Source organism: Pseudomonas sp. Emmai (assembly GCF_055179735.1).
The window spans coordinates 4,345,112-4,368,883 of record NZ_CM143685.1 but is presented as its reverse complement, the minus strand read 5'-3'; the positions used below and the strand labels follow the sequence as shown (position 1 = coordinate 4,368,883).

The 23,772-nt window shown below is 52.7% G+C and carries 21 protein-coding genes and 1 pseudogene; 5 read left to right on the top strand and 17 right to left on the bottom strand.

Annotated elements, in window-relative coordinates:
- Positions 1–445 precede the first annotated feature (445 nt).
- Positions 446–1,021, bottom strand: coding sequence for a hypothetical protein (locus ACY4LX_RS20055; RefSeq protein ID WP_149662268.1), 576 nt, complete (start codon positions 1,019–1,021; stop codon positions 446–448).
- Between the two features lie 435 nt (positions 1,022–1,456).
- On the opposite strand from ACY4LX_RS20055, the gene ACY4LX_RS20050 reads away from it, so the two are divergent.
- Positions 1,457–1,945 (top strand): hypothetical protein, encoded by a 489-nt coding sequence (locus tag ACY4LX_RS20050; protein WP_149662269.1) that lies wholly within the window; start codon positions 1,457–1,459, stop codon positions 1,943–1,945.
- Positions 1,946–2,601: 656 nt separating this feature from the next.
- Here the strand turns inward: ACY4LX_RS20050 and ACY4LX_RS20045 are convergent.
- From ACY4LX_RS20045 to ACY4LX_RS20035, 3 genes are all read right to left on the bottom strand, one after another.
- Positions 2,602–2,811 (bottom strand): hypothetical protein, encoded by a 210-nt coding sequence (locus ACY4LX_RS20045; protein ID WP_463257569.1) that lies wholly within the window; start codon positions 2,809–2,811, stop codon positions 2,602–2,604.
- A gap of 241 nt (positions 2,812–3,052) precedes the next feature.
- Positions 3,053–6,073, bottom strand: coding sequence for an EAL domain-containing protein (locus ACY4LX_RS20040; RefSeq protein WP_463257568.1), 3,021 nt, complete (start codon positions 6,071–6,073; stop codon positions 3,053–3,055).
- Complete coding sequence (locus tag ACY4LX_RS20035; protein ID WP_463260622.1) at positions 6,061–7,080, bottom strand: substrate-binding domain-containing protein; 1,020 nt, start codon at positions 7,078–7,080, stop codon at positions 6,061–6,063. Before ACY4LX_RS20035 ends, ACY4LX_RS20040 begins: the two co-directional genes overlap by 13 nt.
- Before the next feature lie 580 nt (positions 7,081–7,660).
- Here ACY4LX_RS20035 and ACY4LX_RS20030 point away from each other — a divergent pair.
- Entirely contained in the window at positions 7,661–7,936 is a 276-nt protein-coding gene (locus ACY4LX_RS20030; RefSeq protein WP_463257567.1) for a hypothetical protein, read from the top strand.
- A 456-nt stretch (positions 7,937–8,392) separates the two neighbouring features.
- Here ACY4LX_RS20030 and tnpC (ACY4LX_RS20025) read toward each other — a convergent pair whose 3' ends face one another.
- The 6 genes from tnpC (ACY4LX_RS20025) to ACY4LX_RS20000 form a co-directional block, all read right to left on the bottom strand.
- Positions 8,393–9,919 carry an IS66 family transposase gene (gene tnpC / locus ACY4LX_RS20025; protein ID WP_017850076.1) on the bottom strand — a complete coding sequence of 509 codons (1,527 nt, stop codon included), beginning with the start codon at positions 9,917–9,919 and terminating at the stop codon, positions 8,393–8,395.
- A 50-nt stretch (positions 9,920–9,969) separates the two neighbouring features.
- Complete coding sequence (gene tnpB, locus ACY4LX_RS20020) at positions 9,970–10,305, bottom strand: IS66 family insertion sequence element accessory protein TnpB (RefSeq protein WP_463257566.1); 336 nt, start codon at positions 10,303–10,305, stop codon at positions 9,970–9,972.
- Between the two features lie 274 nt (positions 10,306–10,579).
- A complete protein-coding gene (gene tnpC, locus ACY4LX_RS20015; protein WP_159889786.1) occupies positions 10,580–12,106 on the bottom strand; it encodes an IS66 family transposase in 1,527 nt (508 codons plus the stop codon).
- 62 nt (positions 12,107–12,168) lie between these two features.
- Entirely contained in the window at positions 12,169–12,504 is a 336-nt protein-coding gene (tnpB, locus tag ACY4LX_RS20010) for an IS66 family insertion sequence element accessory protein TnpB (RefSeq protein WP_463257565.1), read from the bottom strand.
- The gene (tnpA, locus tag ACY4LX_RS20005; protein ID WP_159889782.1) at positions 12,501–12,818 is read right to left on the bottom strand and encodes an IS66-like element accessory protein TnpA; all 318 of its coding nucleotides are present in this window, start codon (positions 12,816–12,818) and stop codon (positions 12,501–12,503) included. The genes tnpB (ACY4LX_RS20010) and tnpA overlap by 4 nt, the downstream gene beginning before the upstream one ends.
- A 754-nt stretch (positions 12,819–13,572) precedes the next feature.
- Positions 13,573–13,791: a hypothetical protein gene (locus tag ACY4LX_RS20000; protein ID WP_149662272.1), complete on the bottom strand. Its 219-nt coding sequence runs from the start codon at positions 13,789–13,791 to the stop codon at positions 13,573–13,575.
- Positions 13,792–13,960: 169 nt separating this feature from the next.
- Here ACY4LX_RS20000 and ACY4LX_RS19995 point away from each other — a divergent pair.
- Positions 13,961–14,224: pseudogene (locus ACY4LX_RS19995) on the top strand (MFS transporter); the annotation flags it as partial.
- 428 nt (positions 14,225–14,652) lie between these two features.
- Here the strand turns inward: ACY4LX_RS19995 and ACY4LX_RS19990 are convergent.
- Together ACY4LX_RS19990 and ACY4LX_RS19985 are read right to left on the bottom strand one after the other, a co-directional pair.
- Complete coding sequence (locus ACY4LX_RS19990; RefSeq protein ID WP_463257564.1) at positions 14,653–15,045, bottom strand: hypothetical protein; 393 nt, start codon at positions 15,043–15,045, stop codon at positions 14,653–14,655.
- Positions 15,046–15,271: 226 nt separating this feature from the next.
- Positions 15,272–16,603: a hypothetical protein gene (locus ACY4LX_RS19985; RefSeq protein ID WP_463257563.1), complete on the bottom strand. Its 1,332-nt coding sequence runs from the start codon at positions 16,601–16,603 to the stop codon at positions 15,272–15,274.
- 263 nt (positions 16,604–16,866) lie between these two features.
- On the opposite strand from ACY4LX_RS19985, the gene ACY4LX_RS19980 reads away from it, so the two are divergent.
- Together ACY4LX_RS19980 and ACY4LX_RS19975 are read left to right on the top strand one after the other, a co-directional pair.
- On the top strand, positions 16,867–17,634 hold the full coding sequence (locus ACY4LX_RS19980) for a hypothetical protein (protein WP_463257562.1): 768 nt from the start codon (positions 16,867–16,869) through the stop codon (positions 17,632–17,634).
- An 87-nt stretch (positions 17,635–17,721) separates the two neighbouring features.
- The gene (locus ACY4LX_RS19975) at positions 17,722–18,087 is read left to right on the top strand and encodes a histone-like nucleoid-structuring protein, MvaT/MvaU family (protein WP_463257561.1); all 366 of its coding nucleotides are present in this window, start codon (positions 17,722–17,724) and stop codon (positions 18,085–18,087) included.
- Positions 18,088–18,256: 169 nt separating this feature from the next.
- Here ACY4LX_RS19975 and ACY4LX_RS19970 read toward each other — a convergent pair whose 3' ends face one another.
- The 5 genes from ACY4LX_RS19970 to ACY4LX_RS19950 form a co-directional block, all read right to left on the bottom strand.
- Positions 18,257–19,564 carry an SIR2 family NAD-dependent protein deacylase gene (locus tag ACY4LX_RS19970; protein WP_463257560.1) on the bottom strand — a complete coding sequence of 436 codons (1,308 nt, stop codon included), beginning with the start codon at positions 19,562–19,564 and terminating at the stop codon, positions 18,257–18,259.
- A 58-nt stretch (positions 19,565–19,622) separates the two neighbouring features.
- Positions 19,623–20,600, bottom strand: a complete 978-nt coding sequence (locus ACY4LX_RS19965; RefSeq protein WP_463257559.1) for a hypothetical protein — start codon at positions 20,598–20,600, stop codon at positions 19,623–19,625.
- Between the two features lie 883 nt (positions 20,601–21,483).
- Entirely contained in the window at positions 21,484–22,014 is a 531-nt protein-coding gene (locus ACY4LX_RS19960) for a hypothetical protein (protein ID WP_463257558.1), read from the bottom strand.
- A gap of 290 nt (positions 22,015–22,304) precedes the next feature.
- Positions 22,305–22,829 carry a hypothetical protein gene (locus ACY4LX_RS19955; protein ID WP_463257557.1) on the bottom strand — a complete coding sequence of 175 codons (525 nt, stop codon included), beginning with the start codon at positions 22,827–22,829 and terminating at the stop codon, positions 22,305–22,307.
- The gene (locus ACY4LX_RS19950) at positions 22,822–23,700 is read right to left on the bottom strand and encodes a WYL domain-containing protein (RefSeq protein ID WP_463257556.1); all 879 of its coding nucleotides are present in this window, start codon (positions 23,698–23,700) and stop codon (positions 22,822–22,824) included. The genes ACY4LX_RS19955 and ACY4LX_RS19950 overlap by 8 nt, the downstream gene beginning before the upstream one ends.
- Positions 23,701–23,772: the final 72 nt, after the last annotated feature.

Sequence of the window (23,772 nt, the reverse complement as noted above, 5' to 3'; positions counted from 1 at the left end):
AACAGCAACGCTCCCGATTACAAACAGCATGCCTTCTACCACTAACGACACCTATGAACCCGATACTTTCACCTCGCGGCCTGAGATATAGCGTGCAGTTGCCCTGGCCTGACTAGCGCTATGCGGTGAGGGCTTCGATAACGTTCATCCGTCAATAATCCGGGTGGGTAACATCATCGCTTTTCATTATTGCTGTCACGAAAGGACTGCCGCTGCGCGGCTGCTTGTTTGCAATTTGGAGTATTCATGGTTACAGCTGCACTGATTTACATCATGGCGGTCATCAGTCCGGGTCCGAACTTAATTATTGTCAGCCGTTTTTCATCATTCAATTCGAATACACGCGCCAGATCGACGTCGGGCTGGCTGTCTTTCTGGTGGGGGTCTCGTTGAACAATGCCATCCCCGTCTTTCTTGGCAGCCGCTGAGGATGGCCTGTTCTACCTCAGCCCTGGCGAGATGCCGGCGTTCTACGGTAGCGGTGGGTCAGCAGCAAGGCCAGCATCAGCCCCAGAAGGTGGGCACCGTAGGACATTTGCAGCGCCAGGAAGTAATCCACGGTTTCGCCGGGACGCACACAGCTGTAGCCGTAGCTTTGACCTTCCTGGGTGACGCCCGGCGCGTCGGTCAGGTCAACGGGTGGCAGGGGTTCCTGGGGCGGCGTCGCAGCATCGGGCTTGCCGATGTAGCTCAGGCTACTCCAGCTTTGCTCCGACAGCTGATTGATCGCCGCCAGTTGCCCGGCGTTGCAACGATTGAGCACATAGCCACCGATGGCAATCACGGCAAATACCGAGATCAGCATCGGCACCACGTAGTAGCGCTGTGCAGGCAGTAAGCGCACCACCACCAGTCCGGCAATGAAGCCCGAGACCCATGAGTTGGCCCAGAAAGCCCAACTGCCGCCCCAGCCCTCGGGGATCAGGAACATGAGCGTGTAGGGCACGACAAATCGCCCCAGCAGATGGCACAGGGCAGCTATCAGGACGGCGACCAACAGGGGTTTGATCAAGGACTTCATCGGGTATTCATAACCTTTGGTGAGCAGGGTGGACGCGGGGAGGGCACAGAGGTGCGCGCGGTCATCAGTGGCTGAGCGCGTTCGTCGAAGCGGTGGATTTTTGAGGAGTCGAGGCCTGGGAGGTCTCTAGCGGCTGCGGGGGACGCAGGTCTGCGATCATGTGCGATTCCATCCGTGGAAAATTCGAGCGCGGATCCTGCAGCAATTGACGCCGGCCTGCAAGGCCCGGTGCAGAGCGGGCTACGTCTGGATTGGCGTTTCCAAGTCAGCCCCCCTCAGGGAAATCCTGATGGCATATTGAATTCAGCGATGGCAAGCTTCTGACCTGCAGCGCCGACCCGTGTGCAGCCGGGCAGGACGCTCACTCCTCAATAACTGCTGCCATTCACCTCGGGTGTTCATCACCTGTTGGTTCCACTGAACAAGGATGTCGTCATGAAAATCTCTCTTGGTCTTCTCGCCCTGGCTGGGTGCCTGTCCACTTTTTCTGTCTCGGCCGCTGGCCCGAACCAAAGCGATCTGTTCAAGGCTTTGGCGGAGTGCAAGGCCAGTGCGCAGCAGGTAGCCGACTTCAACGGTCTGGTGGACGCTGGACAATTGTCGTTGCCCAAGGATGTCCCACACAGCCCGTGGGGCGGCGGCGCCTGGCAGGTCACGCCGGCGTTGACGGTGCACGGTGTGTCGTCCACCACCGCCGTGATGACCGACCGCGCCAGCTTCTTTCTCCAAGCCAAAAGCAGCAGCCCTAAGGCCGACGCAGAGAAGCTTGCCAGCACCCTGAAACTGCAAAAGGTGCTGGATACCGACGGTTATGTTGACTTCCAGCGCAGCCTCGACAATGGCGCAACCTTGCGAGTGGTCTCCACGGAGGACAAGGACATTGATCTCTACGTGGGTTGCAGCTATCAGCAGAATGCTTCCTGAGACCTGAGGTCAGACGAATACACCGCGAGCCCGCAGGGGCTTCGCGGCTCAAGCGTGCAACATCGCTTTAGCCCTGACCGTAGCGGCAAAAGTACACTCGGATGACACGAAGCCGAGGGCAAATAATGAGTTGGCAAATCAGACAGGCCGTCTCGAGTGACGTTGAGTTTCTGATGGATATCGACCCTCTCGCCAAAACAGAGAAGGGCCGCCAGGAGCACATTCAACGTTTCGATGCAGCAATGACTCAGACAACTCGGCTATCAAGACAGTGGCCGAGTAGAGAATCTTGATCCGGACGATCCAGAGCTGATCTTTGTGAAATTCTTGAGTCTTGCAAAGTTATGAGCGATGGGTGGGCTGTGGGAGCACATGAACTAACAGCTGGACCATTAAGTCAGGCCAGATGTAGCGACCCATTTGTGTCTATAGCCCGCTATAGATATGGTTCAGAATCATCAGCTCAAGCACGGCCACCAGCACACAAAACGCGACAAATCCTCGTGTGAAGGCCCTACGAGGTTTTTCATAAGACGGAATATTGCCGAAAAGGGTGAGAACGTCGGATAAAAACTCAAGAAACCCCATGGATGTAAGCCTTCGCTCCGTCGATTTATCCAGCCTGCGACACGGTGGCAGGCTAATTCATGCATTTCTTAGTGGAGTGTCGCAACTCTGCGACTCTCGCCAATTCTGATTCGATCCAGCGCTCTGTTCAGAGCATCCAGCGCATCAAGGAGCGCTTTTGCCTCGGATTCCCGGCCATCCCCCCAAAGGCGTTCAGCCATTTTGTTCAGGGCCTGGATAGAGCGTTCAATGTCCGCAGCGGTCGTCGCTGTTATATTTTCCGGCTGTTTCTTCGGCATTCAGTAACCCCTCTGCTGGGCATCGCTTGGCTCTCAGGACCTCACGCGAGCACATCGTTCAAGACAATAGCCGGCCATGACCTGTCCGAGAGTGTGACAGCAGAGTCCTCTGCGAAGGCATGAATTTATCCGACTTGCAGTCCGTTGCAACTTGCACTGTCGATAACGCAGCGCATCAGCGACCACGCCTAACGCCTCGGTGTGCACTTCGATTTCAGCACGCATCCCTGGCCGACGTTGATTAATGTCCGGGCATTGGACTGCCTGGGCGTTTTACATCGCGTTTTCGCCTGACCGAGCCAGGGCTCGCAATACGCCCCGGTTGTGGTAACCGGGGGGTAAGCAGTAACAGACTGATTTCCTCTGCGCTGACCGCTCTGCTGAAAACGTGACCCTGAATTTCATCGCAGCCGTTTTCACGCAGGAAGGTTTGCTGCGCTTCGGTTTCGACACCTTCGGCAATGACCTTGAGGTTCAGTTTGTGCCCCAACGAAATCACGGCGGTGGCGATGGCTTTGTCGTTCTCGTTGTCGGGTAGATCGCGCACGAAAGACTGGTCGATCTTGAGTCTTGCGATCGGGAAGCTTTTCAATGCGGCGAGGCTGGAGTAGCCGGTGCCGAAGTCGTCGATCGAGAGACTGATCCCCATTGATTGCAGTTCTTTCATTTTGCTGATGGCTTGCTGAAGGTCTTGCATGATCAGACTTTCGGTCAGTTCCAGCTCAAGGTACATCGGGTCCAGTCCGGTTTCTTGCAAAGCATGCCTCACCCGGTCGATCAGGTCCCTTTCGATGAACTGGCGTGCTGAAATATTCACCGACATGGTGATCGGCGGATAGCCCGCTTCCTGCCAGTCCTTGTTTTGTCTGCACGCGGTATGAATCACCCAGTCGCCGATGGGCACAATCAATCCGGTCTCTTCGGCCTGCGGAATGAATTTGATTGGCGGCACCATGCCAAGCTCGGGATGCTGCCAGCGGATCAGTGCCTCTACGCCGATAATCTGTCCTGAGTGCAAATCCACCTGGGGCTGGTACAGCAGCAGGAACTCGTCATGGTTGAGTGCGTTTCGAAGCCCGTCTTGCATGGCGAGCTTGCCCTGAACCTTGTTATTCATCTCGCTCGTATAGAACTGGTAACTGTTGCGACCCAGCTCCTTGGCCCGGTACATGGCGGCGTCCGCGTTGCTGAGTAACGTGTCGGTATCGCTGCCGTCGGCAGGGTAGGTGGCCAGCCCCATGCTGCAGGTGACGTGCAGTGTATGTCCGCTGAGCTGAATCGGCCGCAGGATGGCTTCCTGGATTTTGTGCAGGGCTGGAGTAACGCCGTCCACGTCTGAAGGCTGGTCGAACAGGATGATCACAAACTCGTCGCCACCCAGTCGCACGACGGTGTCGGTGCGACGTACACACTCCAGCATGCGCCGGGCGACGGTTTTGAGCAGCTCATCTCCAGCACTGTGCCCGAGGCTGTCATTCACCAGTTTGAATTTATCCAGATCGAGAAACACCACCGTCACCAGGCGGTTGTAGCGCTGAGCGTAAAGTATTGCCTGCTTGAGGCGGTCTTCGAGCAGTGTGCGATTCGGCAGCCCGGTCAGTGCGTCATGGTCGCCCATATAGCGAATGCGTTTTTCGGTCAGTTGGCGTTCTATCGCAATGCCAGCAAGGGGTGTCGCCAGATCGATCAGTCGCGTCTCGGTCGCGCGAGGGCTGCGTACGGTGTTGGAATACAAAGCAAACGTACCCAATACCTTTCGCTCATGGGACAGAATCGGCGTCGACCAGCAGGAGCGAAATCCATAGGGTGCAACGATTGAACGGTACGCCTCCCACAGCGGGTCCAGCGCTATATCCGTGACGATGACCGGTTCTCGTCGATACACCGCGGTGCCGCAGGAACCGACGTTCGGACCGATCGCTATCCCGTCAATGAGCTGGTTATAGGCTTTCGGCAAACTGGGGGCCGCCCCGTGCAGCAGGTGCGTGCCATCCTCATCCAGCACCAGGATGGACACCATCATCCCCTCCAGTTGGGATTCGACCAAGTGAGCCAGGCTGTCGAGGACTACTGCAAGCTCGGTACTCCTGGCGATCAGCTCCAGGACATGACCCTGTCCGGTGCGGATGATGGCTTCTTGCTCTAATCGGCCGTTTTGCACGGCGAGCCGCTCCGTAGCGATACTCAATTGGACCGTTCTTTTTTCCAGTTGAAGTCGGTCTTTAAGGAATTGATTCACCGCGCGAGCCATGTTGCCGATCTCGTCTTTCCCGTGTTCGGCCATCATCAAATGCGTTTTGTCCGTGTGCTCCTGACGCAACTGCCGGCTTATTTCATTCAGGCGCACGAGCACATGACGCCCCATGAAAACCCGGGTCACGAACCAGGCGAACACCAGGCTGGCGCCCAACATGATCAGCACCCATTGCTGGCTGCGATTTGAGGCCTCAACCAGGCGCTGCACGGCTTCGCGATAGTCTTCGGTGTAGGCACTGGATTGCGCACGGGCTACCGCGACCAGCACCCCGGCCTCATTCTTCAGTTCCTCATTGAAGCGCTGTATCACCTTTTGCTGATTGATGAGCCGCAGGCGCAGGGCGAAGAGATCGGGCGTCTCCACACCAGCGTCGGGTAACTTGCCCGCCGTTCGGGGCAGGAGTTCATAGCGGACCTGAAGCCGCTGCACGGCATCACTGTCAACAGCCTGGGGCAGATCGAAAAGTAACACCGCCAGTTCCAGGCTGGCCCGGGTCTGGGTCGCGGTTAACCGGGTGGTGAGATCCGTCAGGGTTTGCTCGAAGGTGACCTCCGATTGCAGCAGGCTTTCGCGTAGCTGCGCAACGATGTTGGCGGTATTGCGGAACATCTGGCTCGACTGGTACATGTCCAGTATCGCCACGCCACTGTTCGCGGCAGTCAGTTGCTGCACCAGTTGATCAAGGGCTTCAAGCTGTTCGACGGTCGCCGCATAGCTTGAACGCAGGGCGTCGGGAGAGCGGGTTGTCAAAAGCTGATCGGTCTGGCGTTCGATCAGCAGGGTACGCTGCAGCATGTCTTGCCCATCTTGCATACGGACCAGTCGTTCATCTGTCAGCTGGCGGGTGGCGCTGTTTGACGTGCGCAACGCGTAGACCGCCGTTGCACCACCCGCCAGGATCAACAGCGCCAGCGTCAGAAACGCCAATGTGAACTGCGCGCGCAGCGATTGCGGCAATAGCCAGCGTCCGAGTCGGGAAGTAACGTCCAATCTCAGGGATTCCATTGGTGGCGGTAAATGTCCCGATAGCCATTGTCAGGGTCGTACTGGAATTTCTTCCCGCCGTCGAAGGCAATATTGTCGGCGTTGACCAGGTGAATCGGCGCTACGAAGCCACTCACCGGCTGACCTGCAAACAGCCGGTTCAATTCATCCATCACCTGCCAGCCATGCAGGTTGAGCGGCTCGGCCACGGTGACGGTCTGGTAGGTTTTTGCCTGTATACGCAAGAAAGCCGAAGCGCTGCCATCGCCAGCAGACAACAGACTGATGCCGTCACTGGGTATTGCGGCGTTGGTCAATGAGGCAATCGAGTAGTCGAAATAGATATCGTTGATGGCCAGTGTGTGGGTCCAGCGCTTTCCATAGCGCTGAAGCAGTTCCTTGGTGATCGCCGGCATCTTCTCGCCACTTTCGGAGATCGCGACATCGCGCACTTCCAGCAATGTACATTCGCGACAGGCCCGAATGACGTCTTCCATGGCCTTGGCTTTCGCCATGGCGATGCTGTACTTGGAGTCGGTCAGGATCACCACGCCGGCGTGTCCGTTTGACTGCGCCACTGCTGCCATTGCCGTGAGTCGCGCCACTTCGAGCGGGTCGGTCGTGACGTTCATGGCCACCGGCGTGCCGTCAATCGGCCCGGGGCGTGCTCCGGCGTGCCAGGCAACCACCGGCACATCCCTGTTGGCGAAGAGGTTCAGCGCCGCATTGTTCTCCAGGGCATCGGAGCCGCACAGGATGAGGCCGTCGGGTTTCGCTGCCAGGGCATCGGCAAAGGCCTTTGCGCGCCCGGTCGATGATCCGGCACCATCGAAGATCTTCAGCGTCCAGCCCATCGCTTTGGCTGCCTCCCGAGCGCCCTGGGCGACACCGACAATGCCTCCGTTACGCAAATCTTCTGCGACAAAGGCGATGCTCTTGCCCCGCTGTGCTTGCGGGCCGGATTCAGGGCCGCTCCAGCGAACGGCTCCGAGGGTGGCCCTGGAAACGATTTCCTGCGCTTGAATCACCGTAACCGTGGCTTTTTCGGCACCCGCTGCGGTTGGCAGGTTCTGACCATACCCGGGAGTTGCCGTGAAAAGACAGAAAACCGCAATTGAGGCCATCCGCATTCGCCAGGGCTTGATCAGACAGGTTCGATCTCCCCATAGGATGGCGGGTCTGGAGCCGATGGCGCGATCATAGACTGGCATGGCGTCCCTTTTTGCCAAGAGTGCAGCGTTCACTGTCCGAAAGGATAGTCGGTTCTGCTGTCGTCAGGTCTTTTGTGGGTAAAGTGCGCGAACTTTAGTCCTGAACATTCAGGAAAGGGAACGGGGGGGCATGGCACAAAACAAGGGATGAAGGAGCCCGTGGTGCCTATGATTTTCATGACCCTTTTCAGGTTGCAGGCGAGCACATTCAGGGTAAGCGTCCGGCCAAGTCATCTTCCGAACCTCCACGGCGCTCTCGCATCCAAGCTAATCAAGTGATAAACACCATATATATCCAATGCCACGGCAAGCAATAGGCGATCAGATGGCGCGATTTTCGATTTATAGCGGATTGATTTTGGTTGGCTACTCGTCGCTGGAGAGTGGAGATCCTCCCATGGGCGTTGCTTTCGGCCAGTTCGAGCCAACCACTGGGTATCCTGCTATTCAAAACGAGTGCCGCACAAATCACTTCGACCAGTCCGGTTTGGCCCTTTCAGTTAAAACCGAAGCAGGCTTGGTTATTCCATCTATGGGAGTCGCCATTCTGGATTACGCTGAAGAGCTTCTGCCCGATTGCATCGAGATAAGTATCCTCGGCATTCCCACTGATTTTTATGAAGAGTTTTTTCCTGCCCATGTGATCAAGTACACGCACCAATTCGCTAGGTGAGCCGCTCTATGGCGAGCAAGATGGGCCGTCTTTAGCAGGGAGGTGTGATCCTTGAGTTATCGGAGACCGCAAAAGCTACTGACTGGAGCAATTGGCAGAGCCTCAAGAGCAGAGTCAGGAACTCAGCATTGGTTGCCTCAGACCAGGCTCGCCCGTATCTGAGAGTAAGGTGTATGGTGGTCACTGGGTCTCCATTCTGAGCAGACTCGAGCGAGTAGCGTTCACCATCCGAAAATGCACCTTGGGCACATCCAGGGAACACCAACTCCAGAAATGTGATTACGGCCTCAGGGCATCCAATATCTAGCACGTCCTCGACGTTGGACAGATCGTTTTCACTGAGGTCAGTAGGCTTCAAAATAATAATGTCAAAGCTCATTGCTGCGGGCTCCCACCTTGTAATCCATTTGGCATCGGCATTCCCTTTTATATGTCCGGCTATCACGCCTCGCGTAATTAAATCGGCGACCATTTATGTGGAAGCAATTGATCGATTTCACTCGCCCGCTGCGTCGGCAGGCGCGTGAGAACGTCTTTCAGATATGCATACGGATCATGACCATTGACCCGCGCAGACTGGATCAAGCTCATGATCGCCGCCGCCCGTTTGCCGCTGCGCAGTGATCCAGCAAACAACCAGTTCGACCGCCCAAGCGCCCATGGCCGGATCAAGTTTTCGATCTGGTTGTTGTCGATGGGCACAGCACCGTCCTCCAGATAGCGGGTCAGCGCTACCCAGCGTTTGAGGCTGTAATCCAGGGCCTTGGCCGTGGCCGAGCCCTCGGGCACAAGTTCGCGTTGGGCCAGCATCCACTCATGCAGTTTTTCAGCAATGGGCATCGCTGTTTCCTGGCGCAGTCGCCAGCGATCTTCATCGCTCATTTCCTTGGCGTGTCGTTCGACTTCGTACAGCCCGCCGATTGAGTGCAACGCCTGCTCTGCCAATTGGCTGTTATTCGCTACGTGCAGGTCGAAGAACTTGCGTCGCGCATGGGCCATGCAGCCGATTTCGGTGATGCCCAACTCGAAGCTGGCCTTATAGCCGGCGAAGTCATCGCAGACCAGCTTGCCGTTCCACGTGCCCAGGAAGTTACGCGCATGTTCGCCAGCACGGCTGGGGCTGAAATCGTAGACCACTGCCTTGAGTGCCGAGAATGGCGTGCTGCTGTAGGCCCAGACGTAAGCGCGGTGGGTTTTCTTCTCACCTGGCGCCAGCATTTGTACCGGCGTTTCATCGGCGTGGACTACTCGCTGTGCCAGCACTGTTTCGCGCAGCGCATCGACCAGCGGCTGAAGCTGTACGCCGGTTTGGCCCACCCACTGCGCCAGTGTCGAGCGCGGGATAGCCAGGCCGGCACGGCCGAAGATCTTTTCCTGTCGATACAGCGGCAGGTGGTCGGCGAACTTCGCCACCATCACATGCGCCAGTAGCCCGGCAGTGGGGATGCCCTTGTCGATCACCTGCGGCGGCACCGGGGCCTGGATCAGTGTTTCGCACTGCCGACAGGCCCATTTCCCACGAACGTGCTGCTCAACCGTGAACACGCCCGGCGTGTAGTCCAGTTTCTCGCTGACGTCTTCACCGATGCGCTGAAGCTGGCAGCCGCACGCGCACTGAGTGTTGTCCGGCTCGTGATGGATCACAGTGCGTGGGAACTGCGGTGGCAACGGCGCACGCTTGGGTTGCTGGCGTGGCTCTGCCTGCGCGGATGCGGGATGAAGTGCTTTTAACTCGGCCTCAATGGCTTCGAGGTCGGTATTGAGCAGGTCATCGAGAAAGCTGCCTTGCGCCGGGCTGATCTGCTCACTGCGCTTAGCGAACTTGTGCCGCTTGAGAATGGCGATTTCGTGAGTGAGCTGCTCTATGATCGTCTCATCACGATGGATCTTTCTGCCCATGGTGTCGACCTTGGACATCAACTGCGCAGCCAGCGCGCGCAGTTGTTCAGGGGGCATTTGGTCGAGATCGGGCAAGGAAGTCATGCCGTGGATTTTACCAAAGCAGTCCTCCGGTCACAGCTAAAAGCCAGGTATTAGAGCAATGTAATTGCGCCGCCTGCACCTACTCGCCGCCAAGGCAATCCAAGTACCAGCGCCTGAAGTTGTTCGGGGTCGAGTTCGACCTCCGCGCCACGATGGATGCCCGGCCAATGAAACTTGCCCTGATTCAAGCGTCGCGCCGCTAGCCAAATACCAACGCCGTCATGCACCAGCACCTTCATGCGGTTTGCCCGGCGGTTGGCAAAGAGGTAAGCGCAGTGCGGCTTAGCCGCACCGAACACGGCAACCACCCGGGCCAGTGCAGTGTCAGTGCCGGCCCGCATGTCCATGGGCTGGGTGGCGAGCCAGATGGAGTCGATACGAATCATTGGGCCAGGCCACGAATAAAACACGCGCAGCCGTCCGGATCTGAGGCTGGCCATTTTACGGTGACGGATTTATCGCCCAGAGCCAGTGAGATGATCACCCTCTCTTCTGTTGCGCGCTTGGGTGCAGCTTGTACGGGGATGAAGGCCGGCAGAGTTGCGGGTGATTGATCCCGGTAAATCGGTAGCCACTTGCGGATCACGTTGGCGTTGATGCCGTGATGGATGGCTACGCTGGAAATCGTCGTAAGCGTCTGCCCAACTCACGTTGCGTAAGTCAGACAGATACCCACTGATGCGGCAGCAGTTGGTCGATCTCACTCGCCCGTTGCGTCGGCAACCGCGTCAGCACATCTTTGAGATAGGCATACGGATCGTGCCCATTCATGCGCGCCGACTGGATCAAGCTCATGATCGCCGCCGCCCGTTTGCCGCTGCGAAGCGATCCGGCAAACAACCAATTCGAACGGCCAAGCGCCCACGGTCTGATCTGGTTTTCGACTGGATTGTTGTCTATGGGGACAGCGCCATCATCCAGGTAGCGCGTCAGCGCGATCCAGCGTTTAAGGCTGTAATCCAAGGCTTTGGCCGTCGCTGATCCGTTGGGCACAAGATCGCGCTGGGTCAACATCCAGTCGTGCAGTGTTTTTGCCAACGGCGCTGCTTTTTCTTGCCGTATTCGGCGGCGATCCTCATCGCTCATGTCCCGCGCTTGGCGTTCAACTTCGTACAGGCCACCAATCGAGTGCAGCGCCTGTTCGGCCAGCTGACTTTTATTCGCCACGTGCAGATCGAAAAACTTGCGGCGGGCGTGGGCCATGCAGCCGATTTCGATCATGCCTTTCTCGAAGCCAGCTTTGTAGCCAGCAAAGTCGTCGCACACCAGCTTGCCGTTCCATGAGCCGAGGAAGTTACGTGCATGCTCACCTGCCCGGCTCGGGCTGAAGTCATAGACCACGGCCTTGAGCACCGAAAACGGCGTGGTGCAGTAAGCCCATACATAAGAACGGTGAGTTTTCTTCTGTCCGGGCGCAAGCATCTGCACCGGCGTCTCGTCGGCATGGACGACTCGTTGGGCCAAAACGGCTTCTCGCAAGGCATCAACCAGCGCCTGAAGCTGCACACCGGTCTGTCCAACCCATTGAGCCAGTGTGGAGCGCGGGATCGCTAAACCGGCACGTCCGAAGATTTTCTCCTGCCGATACAACGGCAAGTGGTCAGCGAACTTCGCCACCATCACATGGGCCAGCAGACCTGCGGTTGGGATGCCTTTGTCGATCACTTGGGCCGGTACTGGTGCCTGGATCAGTGTTTCGCACTGACGGCAGGCCCATTTCCCACGCACATGCTGTTCGACGGTGAACACGCCTGGCGTGTAATCCAGTTTCTCGCTGACGTCCTCGCCGATGCGCTGAAGTTGGCAACCGCAAGTGCACTGAGTGTTTTCTGGTTCGTGATGAATGACGGTACGTGGAAACTGCGACGGCAGCGGCGCGCGCTTTGGCTTTTGGCGCGCTACTTCTGGAGCAGGAGTCGGAAGCAGTGCCGTCAGCTCGGCGTCGATAGCCTCAAGATCGGTGTTAAGAAGATCGTCGAGCAAGCTGCCTTGCTCAGGACTGATCTGCTCGCTGCGCTTGGCAAACCGGTGCCGCTTGAGGATCGCGATCTCGTGGGTCAACTGTTCGATGATGGTTTGATCGCGGTGGTTCTTTCTGCCCATCGTGTCGACCTTCGACATCAACTGCGCAGCGAGTGCACGCAGTTGGTCGGGGGTCATGTGGTCGAGGTTTGGCATAGAAGTCATGCCGTGGATTTTACCAAAGCCGACCGCGTGCGACAGCGTGTTCTGGGTTTAATTACAGCTTTTTAAAGGATCGTGATTGCACAGCCAGCGCCAACGCGCTGCCAAGGCAAACCAAGTACCAAGGCCTGAAGTTGCTCACTATCCAGTTCCAACTCGCTGCCTTGTCGTATGCCTGGCCAGTGGAATTTTCCTTGGTTCAACCGCCGTGCCGCCAGCCAAACGCCGATCCCGTCATGCACGAGAACTTTCATACGATTGGCCCGGCGATTGGCAAACAGATAAGCGCAGTGCGGCTTCGCCGCACCGAATACTGCGATCACTCTGGCCAGCGCAGTTTCGGTGCCGGCACGCATATCCATGGGTTCGGTGGCGAGCCAGATGGCGTCAATGCGGATCACTTGGCAAGCTCTCGGATAAATCGAGCGCACCCATCAGGATCGGACACTGGCCACTTCACGGCGATGGCTTGTTCGCCAACGGGTATCTCGATGATCGCCAATGCCTCTGACGGCCGCTTAGGAGGAGCCTTCAACGGGACAAACGCAGGCAACGCGGGCACTGAGCTGTGCCGGTAAAGCGGCAGCCATTTACGAATGACGTTGGCGTTGATGCCGTGAGCGATGGCGACGCTTGAAACGGTGGCGCCGGGCTGAAGGCATTCCTGAACGACCTGGGCTTTGAACGGTTTGGGATAAGAGCTTCGTTGGCGCATGAAAATCCTGGCGATTAAGGGCGATCGCGTCCGCTTAAAAATACGCGGACACCATCGCCCTTAATGCTGGAGTTTTGAAGGTGACTTGGCCAGACGCTTACCATTCAGGCTCATCCCGGATTCGTACAGGCAACAAAAAGCCCGGACTGTGCCGGGCCTCATTGGACGTCACTCAGCGAGAATAAAACCTCCTCACTTGCTCCGTGCGATCGAGAATGGGTTTACTCCTGCGCCTTTTAACCCAGCTACAGAATGCGTGTATGGGGTGAAGAACGGCTCCAAGCACGCAAAGCAGCATGATGATGAAGAGCGAAATAAGCGGGATGCTTTCGTGCGAGAACATGGTGGGTTACTCCTGTATTCACTATGTCGGAACCTTGAGGGTAGACACCTACGGCTTTGGCTGGATGAATGTATGTTCATCTTTCCAGGCTTGAATTGCGCAAGTTCAGCTGTTACCCAACAACGCTTTGATAACTGCGGAACGAGCAATGGCGGGTGCTGCGTCGCTAAGCAATCCAGCCCGTATACGGTTAGTACAGGCGCAAACTATTGATAGAGTGGCGCCTTTGGTCGGCGCCATCTAAGAGCTTTCAGCGAGGAATGTCCTTCTTGACGAGCGGATTGTCGCTCTAGAGTCAAAAACTGAATGATCAAACCCCACGCCCGCCATTGAGTGGGTATTTTTTTGCCTGGAGAAACCTGCCCGATCTCCAGCATCCCCTTCACCAAGAAGCCCAGACAAGGAACTTATTCAGTTCGCCCCTAATTTCAATTTTATGTGGTTGGACGGCCACCAAGACCACGACGGCGCGGGGGTATAGCAGCCTTGCTGGTTGGCCGGGGTCGCATCGCAGCGGACGGTGTAGCCCTTGTTGTTGAACTCCCTTGCGCCTTCGCCGGTACCGCGCTCACTGTATGAGGAGCAACCACCGAGTAACGCCGCAATCAAAAGAATCGTTGTGTACTTCATAAATGCCTCCATGCGTGGAGCACACAGCTTAATCATTGAATCGCGCCCAGTGCGGGCTTTTTTTTGCCTGGCGAAAAAGTGATGACTGCTTCTGGGAAAGACCTCGCCATCCTCGCCCGCACGCTGGGCGGCGAAGGTCACGCAGGCGCTGAAGTTCGGTGGTTACGTCTTCTTCAAGACGCTTTCCTGGCCGGCGGTTGCGTTAGTCATCGATTACATTGGTTGGCGCTCAACGTGTTTGGCCTATGGAGCGTTGTTAGTGCTGACTGTGGCACCGCTTTACATGTGGGTGCTACCGAGAGGTTCGGTTTCACTCAGAAAAAATGACGGGTTGTACGATGAAAGTCTGTCGATCGATCGACGGGTTTACTGGCTCCTCATGACGATTTTTGCATTGGGCGCAGCGATCATGACGGCAATCTCTGTTCAGCTTTTTGGCGCTGACGCCGAATTGACCCAGTGGCCAAGATGTCGCTGACCCAGTCTGATTCCTCGAAAACATTGCCTGGGCAGTGTTTGTGTCGATTTGGAGGCGGGGCAGTCTTGCGTCGGCACGTGGGTCAATTCGGCATCGGCCTCAACACTTGCAGATCTGGTAGGTCTCAAACGCAATGTGAATGACAAGAGACTACTGCGATTTTACGAAACTTCAGTCGTTTGGGCTGGCCGTTACCCTATACCCAAGAAGTCGGATGACCAAAAGCTGAAAGGATATTGGAAGCTTGCCAATGAGGTATTGACCAAACCCAAGGCAATGGAAGGCACCACCCTGAAGCTTTATGAGTCAAGTGGTGCAACGAATTGGGAGAAATTTGATGCTCTCTACAGGCTGTATCGAAACGAATTTGATACGGTTTCTGACTAAACAATTTTTCCCTCAACACCTTTGAACTCGGGGTAAAAATCACCATTGGCATCTTGAAAAGACTGAATGATTAAAGCCTTGCATTCCGACAGAGTGAAAGGCATTACCAGATCATCACTTGATACTTCAATGTTTGGAGGGGTGCAAACGACCATGACCGGGTAATCATAAAAAATAGACTCGATAGACCCACGCGCACAATTCAAGGCGCTCAAATACGCAGTGTCAGTATCATCAAAAAAGGTTTGATCTTCCGATGCATTTTGTTCAGCAGTAAAAACGTATTTCATAAAATCCCCATTTATTAAAAATCCTTGAACAATTCTACAGCCTGTCCATCCGTTATGCCTCTCATATAAATATTGAAAGAGATCTTGGCCTGCTGCCACCGACGGGTGCCTTCCAGGCTAGGTATGGGCAATAATGGCTAACCGCCTCAAAGGAATGCGCACTCCAATCTGATCTCGTTGGCCTTAGTGTCGGAGTTAGGTGAAGACCTATTGATGTCCGGGCTGTGATCGTTCCAAACACCGGGCTACTGTCGCACAGAGTGAGACCAAAGCTCCGGATGCACTGAGTGCGAAAATTTGAGTTTGAAGGCATCAATTCGGCTGGTCATAAGTAGATAATTGGGGCATCCGGCAGCCTGAAAAATTTAGATGCCTTTTCTTCATGGCAGAGTTGATCAATCGTGATAGATGTTGAGGCATACTCTGATAGATACTCTTCAATATCGATTTCTATTCGGTTCGGTGGGCAGACGATGCTTCCATCATCAAGAAAGAAATCCATGAGATTAATTTTGTCCACACCTACAAAGGCAACATTTTTGCCGTTCAGCGCGATTCGGTTAGCTTTAGAGTGGCCATAGAGCAGGATTTCTTCTTCCAGTTCGCAAAGCGAGACGATACGCTTGATGCCGTGATCAAACTCCATTTCTGTAATTGTCGAATAGAAAGTCATGCCCAGAGATTCCCAGTATGATTGTATGGCACTTCGGGCATCTTGTTTGATTAATTGATCGTGGTTCGTTTTCGCTTGGCTGCTTAGGGTTTTTTGCCAATTATGCATTAGCAAAATTGTTTTGAACGCGATTAAAGCTCTGGATGCGCCTCTTCTCATGTCATCCGAAATTGCAGTGCCGGGATATTTATTATCGATTGATCGCTGTATGTAGTTTGCCATTTCCGACATTTCAAAAGAGTTCAAATCTAGCGAGAATCTGACAATTGCTGACATAAACAGCATCAGCTCTTTGGTGTTTAGCTCTGGATAATGTAATTTCGCTAGTGTAATCAAAACTGTATATTCAGATTGAGTCGGATCGTCGAGGATATGTTTTAGATCATCCTCTGCTTCCGATTGAGCTACAGCTTTGGCTACTGGGTCATTTAGTTGCTCGGCATCATAAATTCGTGACAACACTTCGCAGGAATATGCATTAGCCTCTAGCACGGCCAGCATGCTCAGTGGCACTGTCTGGATTTTTTTACTGCCCTCATAATAGTAGATAAATATGATTGGCCCGAATCTATCGTCAATGCTGACGGAGTGGTTCATGATCGTAGTTTTAAGAAGCCTGGTACCGCTCGACTCAATGAGTTGTTTGTGTGCGTGAAGTTCGCAGACGTTGATTAAAAATACGTCCCTTGCGGTGTCAATTTCGTTTCCGGAAGTAATGGCATTCGCTAACAAGTTTTTGCGAGTCAGGTATTCAATGCCCCATAGAGTTGTCGTCAAATCTAAAAAATGCACAATTTCATGAGTAACTAGCGATTTCATGGAGCGCAAGGTTTTCGATTCTGGTAACTCGACTTCCTCCACAGCACCAGAAATCGCTCGTTCGAGAAGGGGCCGTGCAAAGGCTTTGTATTTTTTTATCTCGATCATGTTTGAAGTGAAGTCAAATTCACCGTTTTTGTTCGAAATTTCAATAAGGCTGGTCAAATCGTTTCACCGGTATCAAAGAGGATTTACGCTAGCGCACCTAGGAATCGCTAGAGGCGCGGGGAGAAAGCACCTGCCGTAACTCAGGTGCCTATTGTCGGTTCTTACTCATTCGTTTATAAATGAGATTGTTGCGTAATTAGTAACGCAATAGATCGACAGCACTACCAAAAAGTTAGAGCTTCAAATGGATGGTCGACAGTCTGCCACGATATGACAGGCAGGCGTTATCGTTGCGCATGCATCCTGACATGAGGTATCAAATGGATAAGCTTGTAGCTGAGTATCTGCGCCCTTGGAAAGACGAGCTGCCGAACCTGTACGACTGGAGCTTTGACCACGAGCGTGCAGCGCGGGAATTTGGGTTGAGCTTTGAAGGCATCACTTCATACGACAAAACGCTGGAACTAAAATCTGGTTTGCGTCACCGGGTAAGCGAAAGCGACTGCCATATCGAGCATGGTCGGGTTGCGACCTACTTCATCAAGGTTTGGGGAGGGATTACCCGTTTTTCAAAAATAGATGAGACTCTTAGTCTCTTCGGCGAATTGAAAGGCACTCAGGCACCTCCTGGAGTCTATAGACCCCCCTTTCAAATGATCAGTAGCTGGTCGAAATGGGCGTCCATCGTTTGCCCTAGTTGGGCGTGCATTTATGATGCGAGAGTTGCCTACTCCCTGAACGCCATCAATTATCTAGGTGGCGCCAAGCACCCTATTTTTCCTATGCCTGAAGGACGTAATTCACGTCTGAAAATGTTGGATATTTCTACGCTGCTTTTAAGCGAAAGGTTGGGGCATTCGCAACCTCAAGCGCATGGTGCCAGCGACCCAAAGACGATCCGAAAATATCATTTTATTCCTGAGCGCGACACCTACGCTGCCTATCTGTCGTTGGTCAGCAAAGTGAGTCAGGATCTCTGGGGGGACTCTAACCACATCCATGAAGTTGAAATGCTGCTTTTTTCGCTCGCAGATGCTGACATTTATGCAAATGTGTTCAATAGTTTTTCAAGCTTTACGGTAAAGTAATAGAAATTCGATTCGTGTCGTTTTCCCCAAGACACTTTCATTTTATTTTGGCCTCAATACATCGAAATTAATCTATCGGAGACCCCTATGTCGAAACTCGCTGAATTCCGCCAGCTCGAAAAACACCTAGCAGAACAGCTCCAAGCGCTCGAAGCACTGAAAGGTGACGCTGGCCTCAAGAAGGAAATTGAATTCGAAACCAAGCTGCGTGAGCTGCTTGCTCAGTACGGTTACAGCTTGCAGAACGTGATCAACTTGCTTGACCCACACGCAGGTCGTCGCGCACCAGCAACCGAGTCCAAAGCCGGCACTCGTAAGCCACGCCAAGTGAAGATCTATAAAAATCCTCATTCGGGTGAAGTCGTCGAGACCAAAGGCGGTAACCACAAAACGCTGAAGGAATGGAAAGCCGAATACGGTTCTGACACCGTGGAATCCTGGCTGACCAAGTGAGTTTGGTTTGAGTACAAAAGGGCTCTTCGAAGGCCCTTTTTTGTTGGGGCGATGGGTGATATGGACTTCGACTATACCCCGGGTATAACCCGAGGGTTTCCTATGAGCAGGGGTGACGTCGATGCCCAAGGGTTGATACTTAGTAGTTGGCCTCGCCAGAGCGTGGCGATCAGCTTACAGAATTAACAACGCTCTGCGCATCTGCATCCAGCCTTTGTTCTTCTACATACGTCTTGATCAAAGCTCTGTTGCTCGCATTGATTGACGACCATCCTGCTTGCCAAAGCTCGTAAGCTTTCCATGAGTAGCCAAAGTATTTATCTTTGCTCATGGTTTCCATGGAACGTTTAACAGATTTTAGATATATCGCCTTAATGGACGTTTCTCGGATCTCAAAAAACGAACCAAGGTATATCAGCCAACTTGCAAGGTGTTCATACTGTTCCCATGCTCCGCTTTCCGAAGTCATTTCTTTTTTTTGTTTTAATATTTCACCAATAACCTCTACTACACGTTCATTATCGAGGCTCAATCCTTTAGCAGATAGCGATGATATAAAGCGGAAGAAGGAGTCTTCTAATTTGACGAAAGAGTCTTTAAATGAATGTCCCTCATGTATAACTTTATCAATTGATCTGTACGAGCGCATAACTATACTTTTGACGGTTGGTATGCTTCGGTTGAGTTTTCCAAAAAAATGCTCAATTTCGATCCCGGCGATAACTCTAATGCCAAAACAGTGGAAGTAAAAATCCTTTATGTTTTGGTCGACGGCGCTCCTAGATACGAAAAATAGGTTTGAACCAATAACGTGGTTTTTTGAGAAACTTTTATAGTCGCTTATGATGCGTTTTAGATTGGTGTCAGCTAATGAATAGCCAAGAATTACGACAGTGTTTTCATGAAGGATAGTGCTTAGCTTTCTAGAGAAATAAGAATCACCATTCATGAACTTAAAATAGTCATCGGAGGTTACAACCATGTTCTGTGGTGAATCTACGGATCCGTGTACATGGTAGACTTTGACTTCTGCAGATGATCTAGGTATTGGGAGTCCTGGGGTAATACTTTGAACCCTTGCCTCTCCTGCCAATAGCTCAGCTAATTTATCGTAGTTTGTGGTAATGACTCTGAAAGGATTCTCTTCAAAAAATTTTTTAATCTCTTCAACGTCTCCGTCAACATCCAATGGCTCGATGATTTTTGCTATTTCAAGATTTATATCACGGCTTATTTGCGTAAGTTTTAGCGAAACTACTTGTGCTGCTTCTTCCAAACTCAGTGGAGAATTTTCCCGATCTGGAAATAGCGTGGACTTTGGGTTGTTATTTGCGGGCAACAGATCACACAAGTCTTCCAGGAGATTTTGCCAGCCAGGAGCTTCACCATCAGATATTGCTTTAGAGAAGCCTGTTCCGGTGAATAAGCAAAGGCGATTGCTCGCTGCGGCGTAAGCAATTTCATACATGTTGCTCATGTCTTCTATCCTTGAACGTTAAGTTTTTATAGAATTGCCTATAGCGGTTAGGTGTGCCTTATATTATGCGTTTTGCTTGCATCCATGCCATTACATTAGAAAAGTTTACAGGCTCAGGGATTCTCGATGCAGCCAGCATTCTATGAATTCGTTGTTGACGCCTTTTAGGATCAACTGGCAGGTTTGCCCACTTAGGTGTTGTCTTAATCAAGCGGCGGAGCCGCTGTTCTAGTATCAGCTCACTATTTCCTGCAACGCAAAGTGCAGCATCAAATGTACAAATTATCTTGCGTGCGATCGTTGCGAATAGCACGCAATCTTTGAGATCTAATTCAATTTTTCCGTCTAAAACTTGCGCGTGGAGTGAAAAATTATTTCTGAACGGCGATACCGCTGCTGCTTGAGCGACAGCGAGTTTTGCATGCCAGTCAATCACCTCTTGGGTTACCGAACCGTCAGAATGAATATATGAATTTCGACACTCCTTAAAAAACCTATATGCCGTCAGATATGATTCTATGTCCGCCCAGCAGTTCAGCTTGGAGTTCTTGAGTGATGGTAAAAACTCCGAAGTCATCAGGGAAGACTTAGTTCCATTTGCCGCGCTAACCGCAAGTTGGTATCCAGTGAGATTGCCCGCTTTGTTTTTGCCTGTAGGAAACTGCAAGGCCTTTGCATGTCGCTCATAGGCTTGAGAAGTAAAAATATCCTTGCATACTTTTTCTGCCCAGCCCTCATACAAAGTACAAGTTTCAAAGATAACTAATTTCGCAAACTCTTGCTCGTGAGCTGACCACTCAGTATCAAGGCATATCTGTTTTATATCGATGCCTCCTGGGAGCGTTAGGCCTGAAAGGAACTTTTTTTCAATATCTTTAATTTGCATGCTTGGAAATTGGTTTTTGAAGCCCCGCACTTGCCACCAAAATTCACGCAGGCCGGCATAGCTTGCCCAGATAAAACTAAAAACATCTCCTAAGCGATCATCGACACTCTGGGTTGCGGAAAAAAAGAACGATGGCTTAGAGCTTGGCATAGTGAGCAAAACCTTAATTGAGTTTTCTTTTGACTTTCCATGTCACATCCTAAACGTAGGTCAGGTTGCTAGCAATTGGCCTCTATTCATGTGCTCGATGCCGCCAATCAGGCTCCGTTTCATGGCTGCACCTTCGACCGCCTTGGGAGTGAGTTTTCGGTGGGCATTGCTTAGACTTTATTCGACGAGGGAGCATTGGAACCGGTTGGCCCCGTTACCTAGCGTATCGCAAAACATCCCTATCGCCGTCAGCATCGGTTCACGCCTCGACCGTGCAGGCAGCCTGGCAGCGCTCAGGCGGCCCTGCACGACCAACCCCCATCGGTACGCACCGCGTGCATTTCTCGCAGCGCCTCCAGCGTGTCCTGGTCGAGAGCTTTTATTACGGAGCGTTCACCAGGTCATACGCACGCTGCCAAAACGCATCAGCTTGCAGCTGGCTGAGTGCGCTGTCTTTGACGAGCTGCACGAGCCGTCCTTCGAGTTTGCCGATCTATGGTGACCTTTTAGCCAGAGGCTGCCGCGTCGTCCAGCGTTGCTCCCGCCACACAGTTACTCGCTCATAAAATCATACTGACTTGCGATAAAGTGTGCCGCTGCAGCTGCATCATTTGTAGGTGAGAGTGGAATTTAGAAGAATAGCGAGCAATGCTTTGCTGCTGACCATAGGTCAGCTCTTTGCAGGGCAACGCCTGGATGAGAGGCTCTCGAGGGCTGCTCGGCCTTTTGCTCGTGTTTAGCATTACATGGCCGTCTTGCCAAACCCTCTCGCCTTTCAAAATGTCCGGCGCAAGCGTATCCCGTTGGTGGGTAGCCTGAGTAAAATCAACGCCCAGCCTAGTGACCCCTTCGTCATTGATAAGTTGGAAACTCAGAAGACGGCTCAAGGACAGCGATACAAGATCGCTTGAGCGCGCTGACTGGTGATTTCGGCGGCAGTTAGAATGCGGTTACTGGTAAGAGGCTCTGGCGCAATGAGGTCAAAATGCTTGACCAGGTAGCATTGCCTGAGCAGCGATAGATCCTTGGCCGTCAAACTCTTGAGGGCAGACACAAAATGCTTACGCCGTTCGGGGTCGAAATACCGGCCTCCTATGACGGCTGTCAGGCGAGCGTAGTATTCGGCTTTTTCTCCATCGCTGTCTTGCAGGAACGCTCGGAACAGGTCAAAGAAATCAAACGCCACCGCTTTTTCGAGCACTTGCCTGGACTCGGGATCTCCGTCCGGAGTTTCATTCAGTAATGCCTTACAAAATCGATCCACCTTCTCCTGATGTTGGGTCTCCAGGAGGCCTTGGAGGCCCTCAAGTCCTGGGATGTAGTCCTCCAGAACTTTGAATAACGCCATGCCCTTGATGCCCAGCTGGGTGAGCTGTTTCTTGTGCTTTTTTAGGTCTTCACGATAATCAGACATACCCGCTTCCTTATCGATTGTGTCGCGCGGCCTGCCTTTGTGCCCTTGGACAGGCTGAGACGGTTTGCTGCTTGCCGCCAGCCTCGCCCCATAATAACGATACGAATAACGATGCGCCTAGCAGACGGCCTCATCTGAAGAAGTCTATAGAATAACTCTCAATTTTTATGCACTGAACGGGAGGGTACTTATTGGCACCAAAGATAGGCTTTACGTGCAAGTTTTATTAGTCAGGGGTAGGCTCGGAGGACTGTCCGAGCCTGGAGATTTTATTACTTTACGGGTTTCTGCTATGACCCTTTCTCGGTGCTTTTGTCGCGAGCCTCTGCACTCCGGGTTTTGTCGATCCCCCAAACAGCTTTGGCGACTTCCTCTATCTTGGCGACAAACTTGTCGACATTGAAGCCTGCAATGAAAGCCAGAGCAAAAAAGCCAATTTCACTTGCGCCAGCGTTGGAGCTTGACTCCAGAACCAGCATCCCCGCTTTGAGAAAAAGATAACTGACGGCGCCTGAAATAGTGCTTGTAATAGGACGAATGAAATACCAGATATGCCAGTCAGGATCCCACTGCTTCCTAACGCATTTGTTTAGATATATCGCTCGGAAGCAGTAAAGGCAACCCCCTACATATGCAATGGCACCGCACATTAGCGGCACTCTGAGAGGCGCATACGGGGCAGGTAACCATTCGAGCGCCATTGCACCAATTGAGTACGTTGCGAAGATCAATAATGCAAGAAGGTAGATGATGATAACGATGATCATCCATTCGTTGTTGCTTTTGTCCTCAACGCTCCGGTCGGTATCACTCATGGATGTTCAGCTCCGGTGACGCAAGGGGTTCCTCAATTCGAAGCATGATGATCTGCTGCGCGTCATCTATCGTTTCATCGTGGCTTGCATTGAGATTCAGTCGTCGTTTTAGGTAGTACAGCTGCGCCTTGCGTGTTCGAAGTTTCGTTTCGCCATTGATCATTTGATAGTCATGTTCAATGGCCAACCGCTTTTTGGCTGAGTAGTTGGGGTTGGGGCCAATCACGACATCTACAAACGTATCCCACTCGATGTCTGGCGGGACAAGGGCCGGAGGTGTTATTGATTCTATAACTTGGCTGATGCGTCCAAGTACATAATCTTTATATGTATTAGATTTAAAGCAAAATGCACGTATGTGCCACCTGAATCCATCATGTGCAAATGAGGTTGGATATATTGTGCGAATCGTTGGCTCATCAAAATTAGTCATTGAACGATAGTCAACTACAAGCGCTTGTTCTTTTTGAAGTGCTCTTATCAGACTAATCAGTATGCCCGGCTCTATTTTGCGGGTAGGTGATGGAAGGCTTGCGACTGGTGGTGCCCACCCTATGAAACTATCGCTAGCTGCAACTGTTCCGAGCTCCCGCCAAAGTAGCTCATTTAGGTAATGACCGCTGTCCATATTAGCCAGAACTGGCTTGAAGTCTGGCGACGCCACATAAGTTTTCAGAGTGCGGTCATAAGTCATGTTATCAGGCGCAATCTCCTGATACTTGGCCATGTCCAGGGATGCCTGGGGGACAGAAATTCTGAAAAACGAGGTGAGATCGGAGCGATTGAGACGACCCTCCCACAGCAGCCGAAAATCAATGAACTCAAGCCGTCTGTCTTGGCCCCAGCGTCCAGTTCGAGCTGTCTGATTCATGTCTTTGATTTACCTTGAATTCTCATATCAGTATAAAAAATATTCGCATAATTTGTAGACGGGTCGTTTTTC

What these genes read in the sequence shown, in the direction of transcription:
- ACY4LX_RS20055 (WP_149662268.1), bottom strand. Translation starts at nt 1,021, where the DNA reads ATGAAGTCCTTGATCAAACCCCTGTTGGTCGCCGTCCTGATAGCTGCC.
- ACY4LX_RS20050 (WP_149662269.1), top strand. Translation starts at nt 1,457, where the DNA reads ATGAAAATCTCTCTTGGTCTTCTCGCCCTGGCTGGGTGCCTGTCCACT.
- ACY4LX_RS20045 (WP_463257569.1), bottom strand. Translation starts at nt 2,811, where the DNA reads ATGCCGAAGAAACAGCCGGAAAATATAACAGCGACGACCGCTGCGGAC.
- ACY4LX_RS20040 (WP_463257568.1), bottom strand. Translation starts at nt 6,073, where the DNA reads ATGGAATCCCTGAGATTGGACGTTACTTCCCGACTCGGACGCTGGCTA.
- ACY4LX_RS20030 (WP_463257567.1), top strand. Translation starts at nt 7,661, where the DNA reads ATGGGCGTTGCTTTCGGCCAGTTCGAGCCAACCACTGGGTATCCTGCT.
- tnpC (WP_017850076.1), bottom strand. Translation starts at nt 9,919, where the DNA reads ATGACTTCCTTGCCCGATCTCGACCAAATGCCCCCTGAACAACTGCGC.
- tnpB (WP_463257566.1), bottom strand. Translation starts at nt 10,305, where the DNA reads ATGATTCGTATCGACTCCATCTGGCTCGCCACCCAGCCCATGGACATG.
- tnpC (WP_159889786.1), bottom strand. Translation starts at nt 12,106, where the DNA reads ATGACTTCTATGCCAAACCTCGACCACATGACCCCCGACCAACTGCGT.
- tnpA (WP_159889782.1), bottom strand. Translation starts at nt 12,818, where the DNA reads ATGCGCCAACGAAGCTCTTATCCCAAACCGTTCAAAGCCCAGGTCGTT.
- ACY4LX_RS20000 (WP_149662272.1), bottom strand. Translation starts at nt 13,791, where the DNA reads ATGAAGTACACAACGATTCTTTTGATTGCGGCGTTACTCGGTGGTTGC.
- ACY4LX_RS19980 (WP_463257562.1), top strand. Translation starts at nt 16,867, where the DNA reads ATGGATAAGCTTGTAGCTGAGTATCTGCGCCCTTGGAAAGACGAGCTG.
- ACY4LX_RS19975 (WP_463257561.1), top strand. Translation starts at nt 17,722, where the DNA reads ATGTCGAAACTCGCTGAATTCCGCCAGCTCGAAAAACACCTAGCAGAA.
- ACY4LX_RS19970 (WP_463257560.1), bottom strand. Translation starts at nt 19,564, where the DNA reads ATGAGCAACATGTATGAAATTGCTTACGCCGCAGCGAGCAATCGCCTT.
- ACY4LX_RS19965 (WP_463257559.1), bottom strand. Translation starts at nt 20,600, where the DNA reads ATGCCAAGCTCTAAGCCATCGTTCTTTTTTTCCGCAACCCAGAGTGTC.
- ACY4LX_RS19960 (WP_463257558.1), bottom strand. Translation starts at nt 22,014, where the DNA reads ATGTCTGATTATCGTGAAGACCTAAAAAAGCACAAGAAACAGCTCACC.
- ACY4LX_RS19955 (WP_463257557.1), bottom strand. Translation starts at nt 22,829, where the DNA reads ATGAGTGATACCGACCGGAGCGTTGAGGACAAAAGCAACAACGAATGG.
- ACY4LX_RS19950 (WP_463257556.1), bottom strand. Translation starts at nt 23,700, where the DNA reads ATGAATCAGACAGCTCGAACTGGACGCTGGGGCCAAGACAGACGGCTT.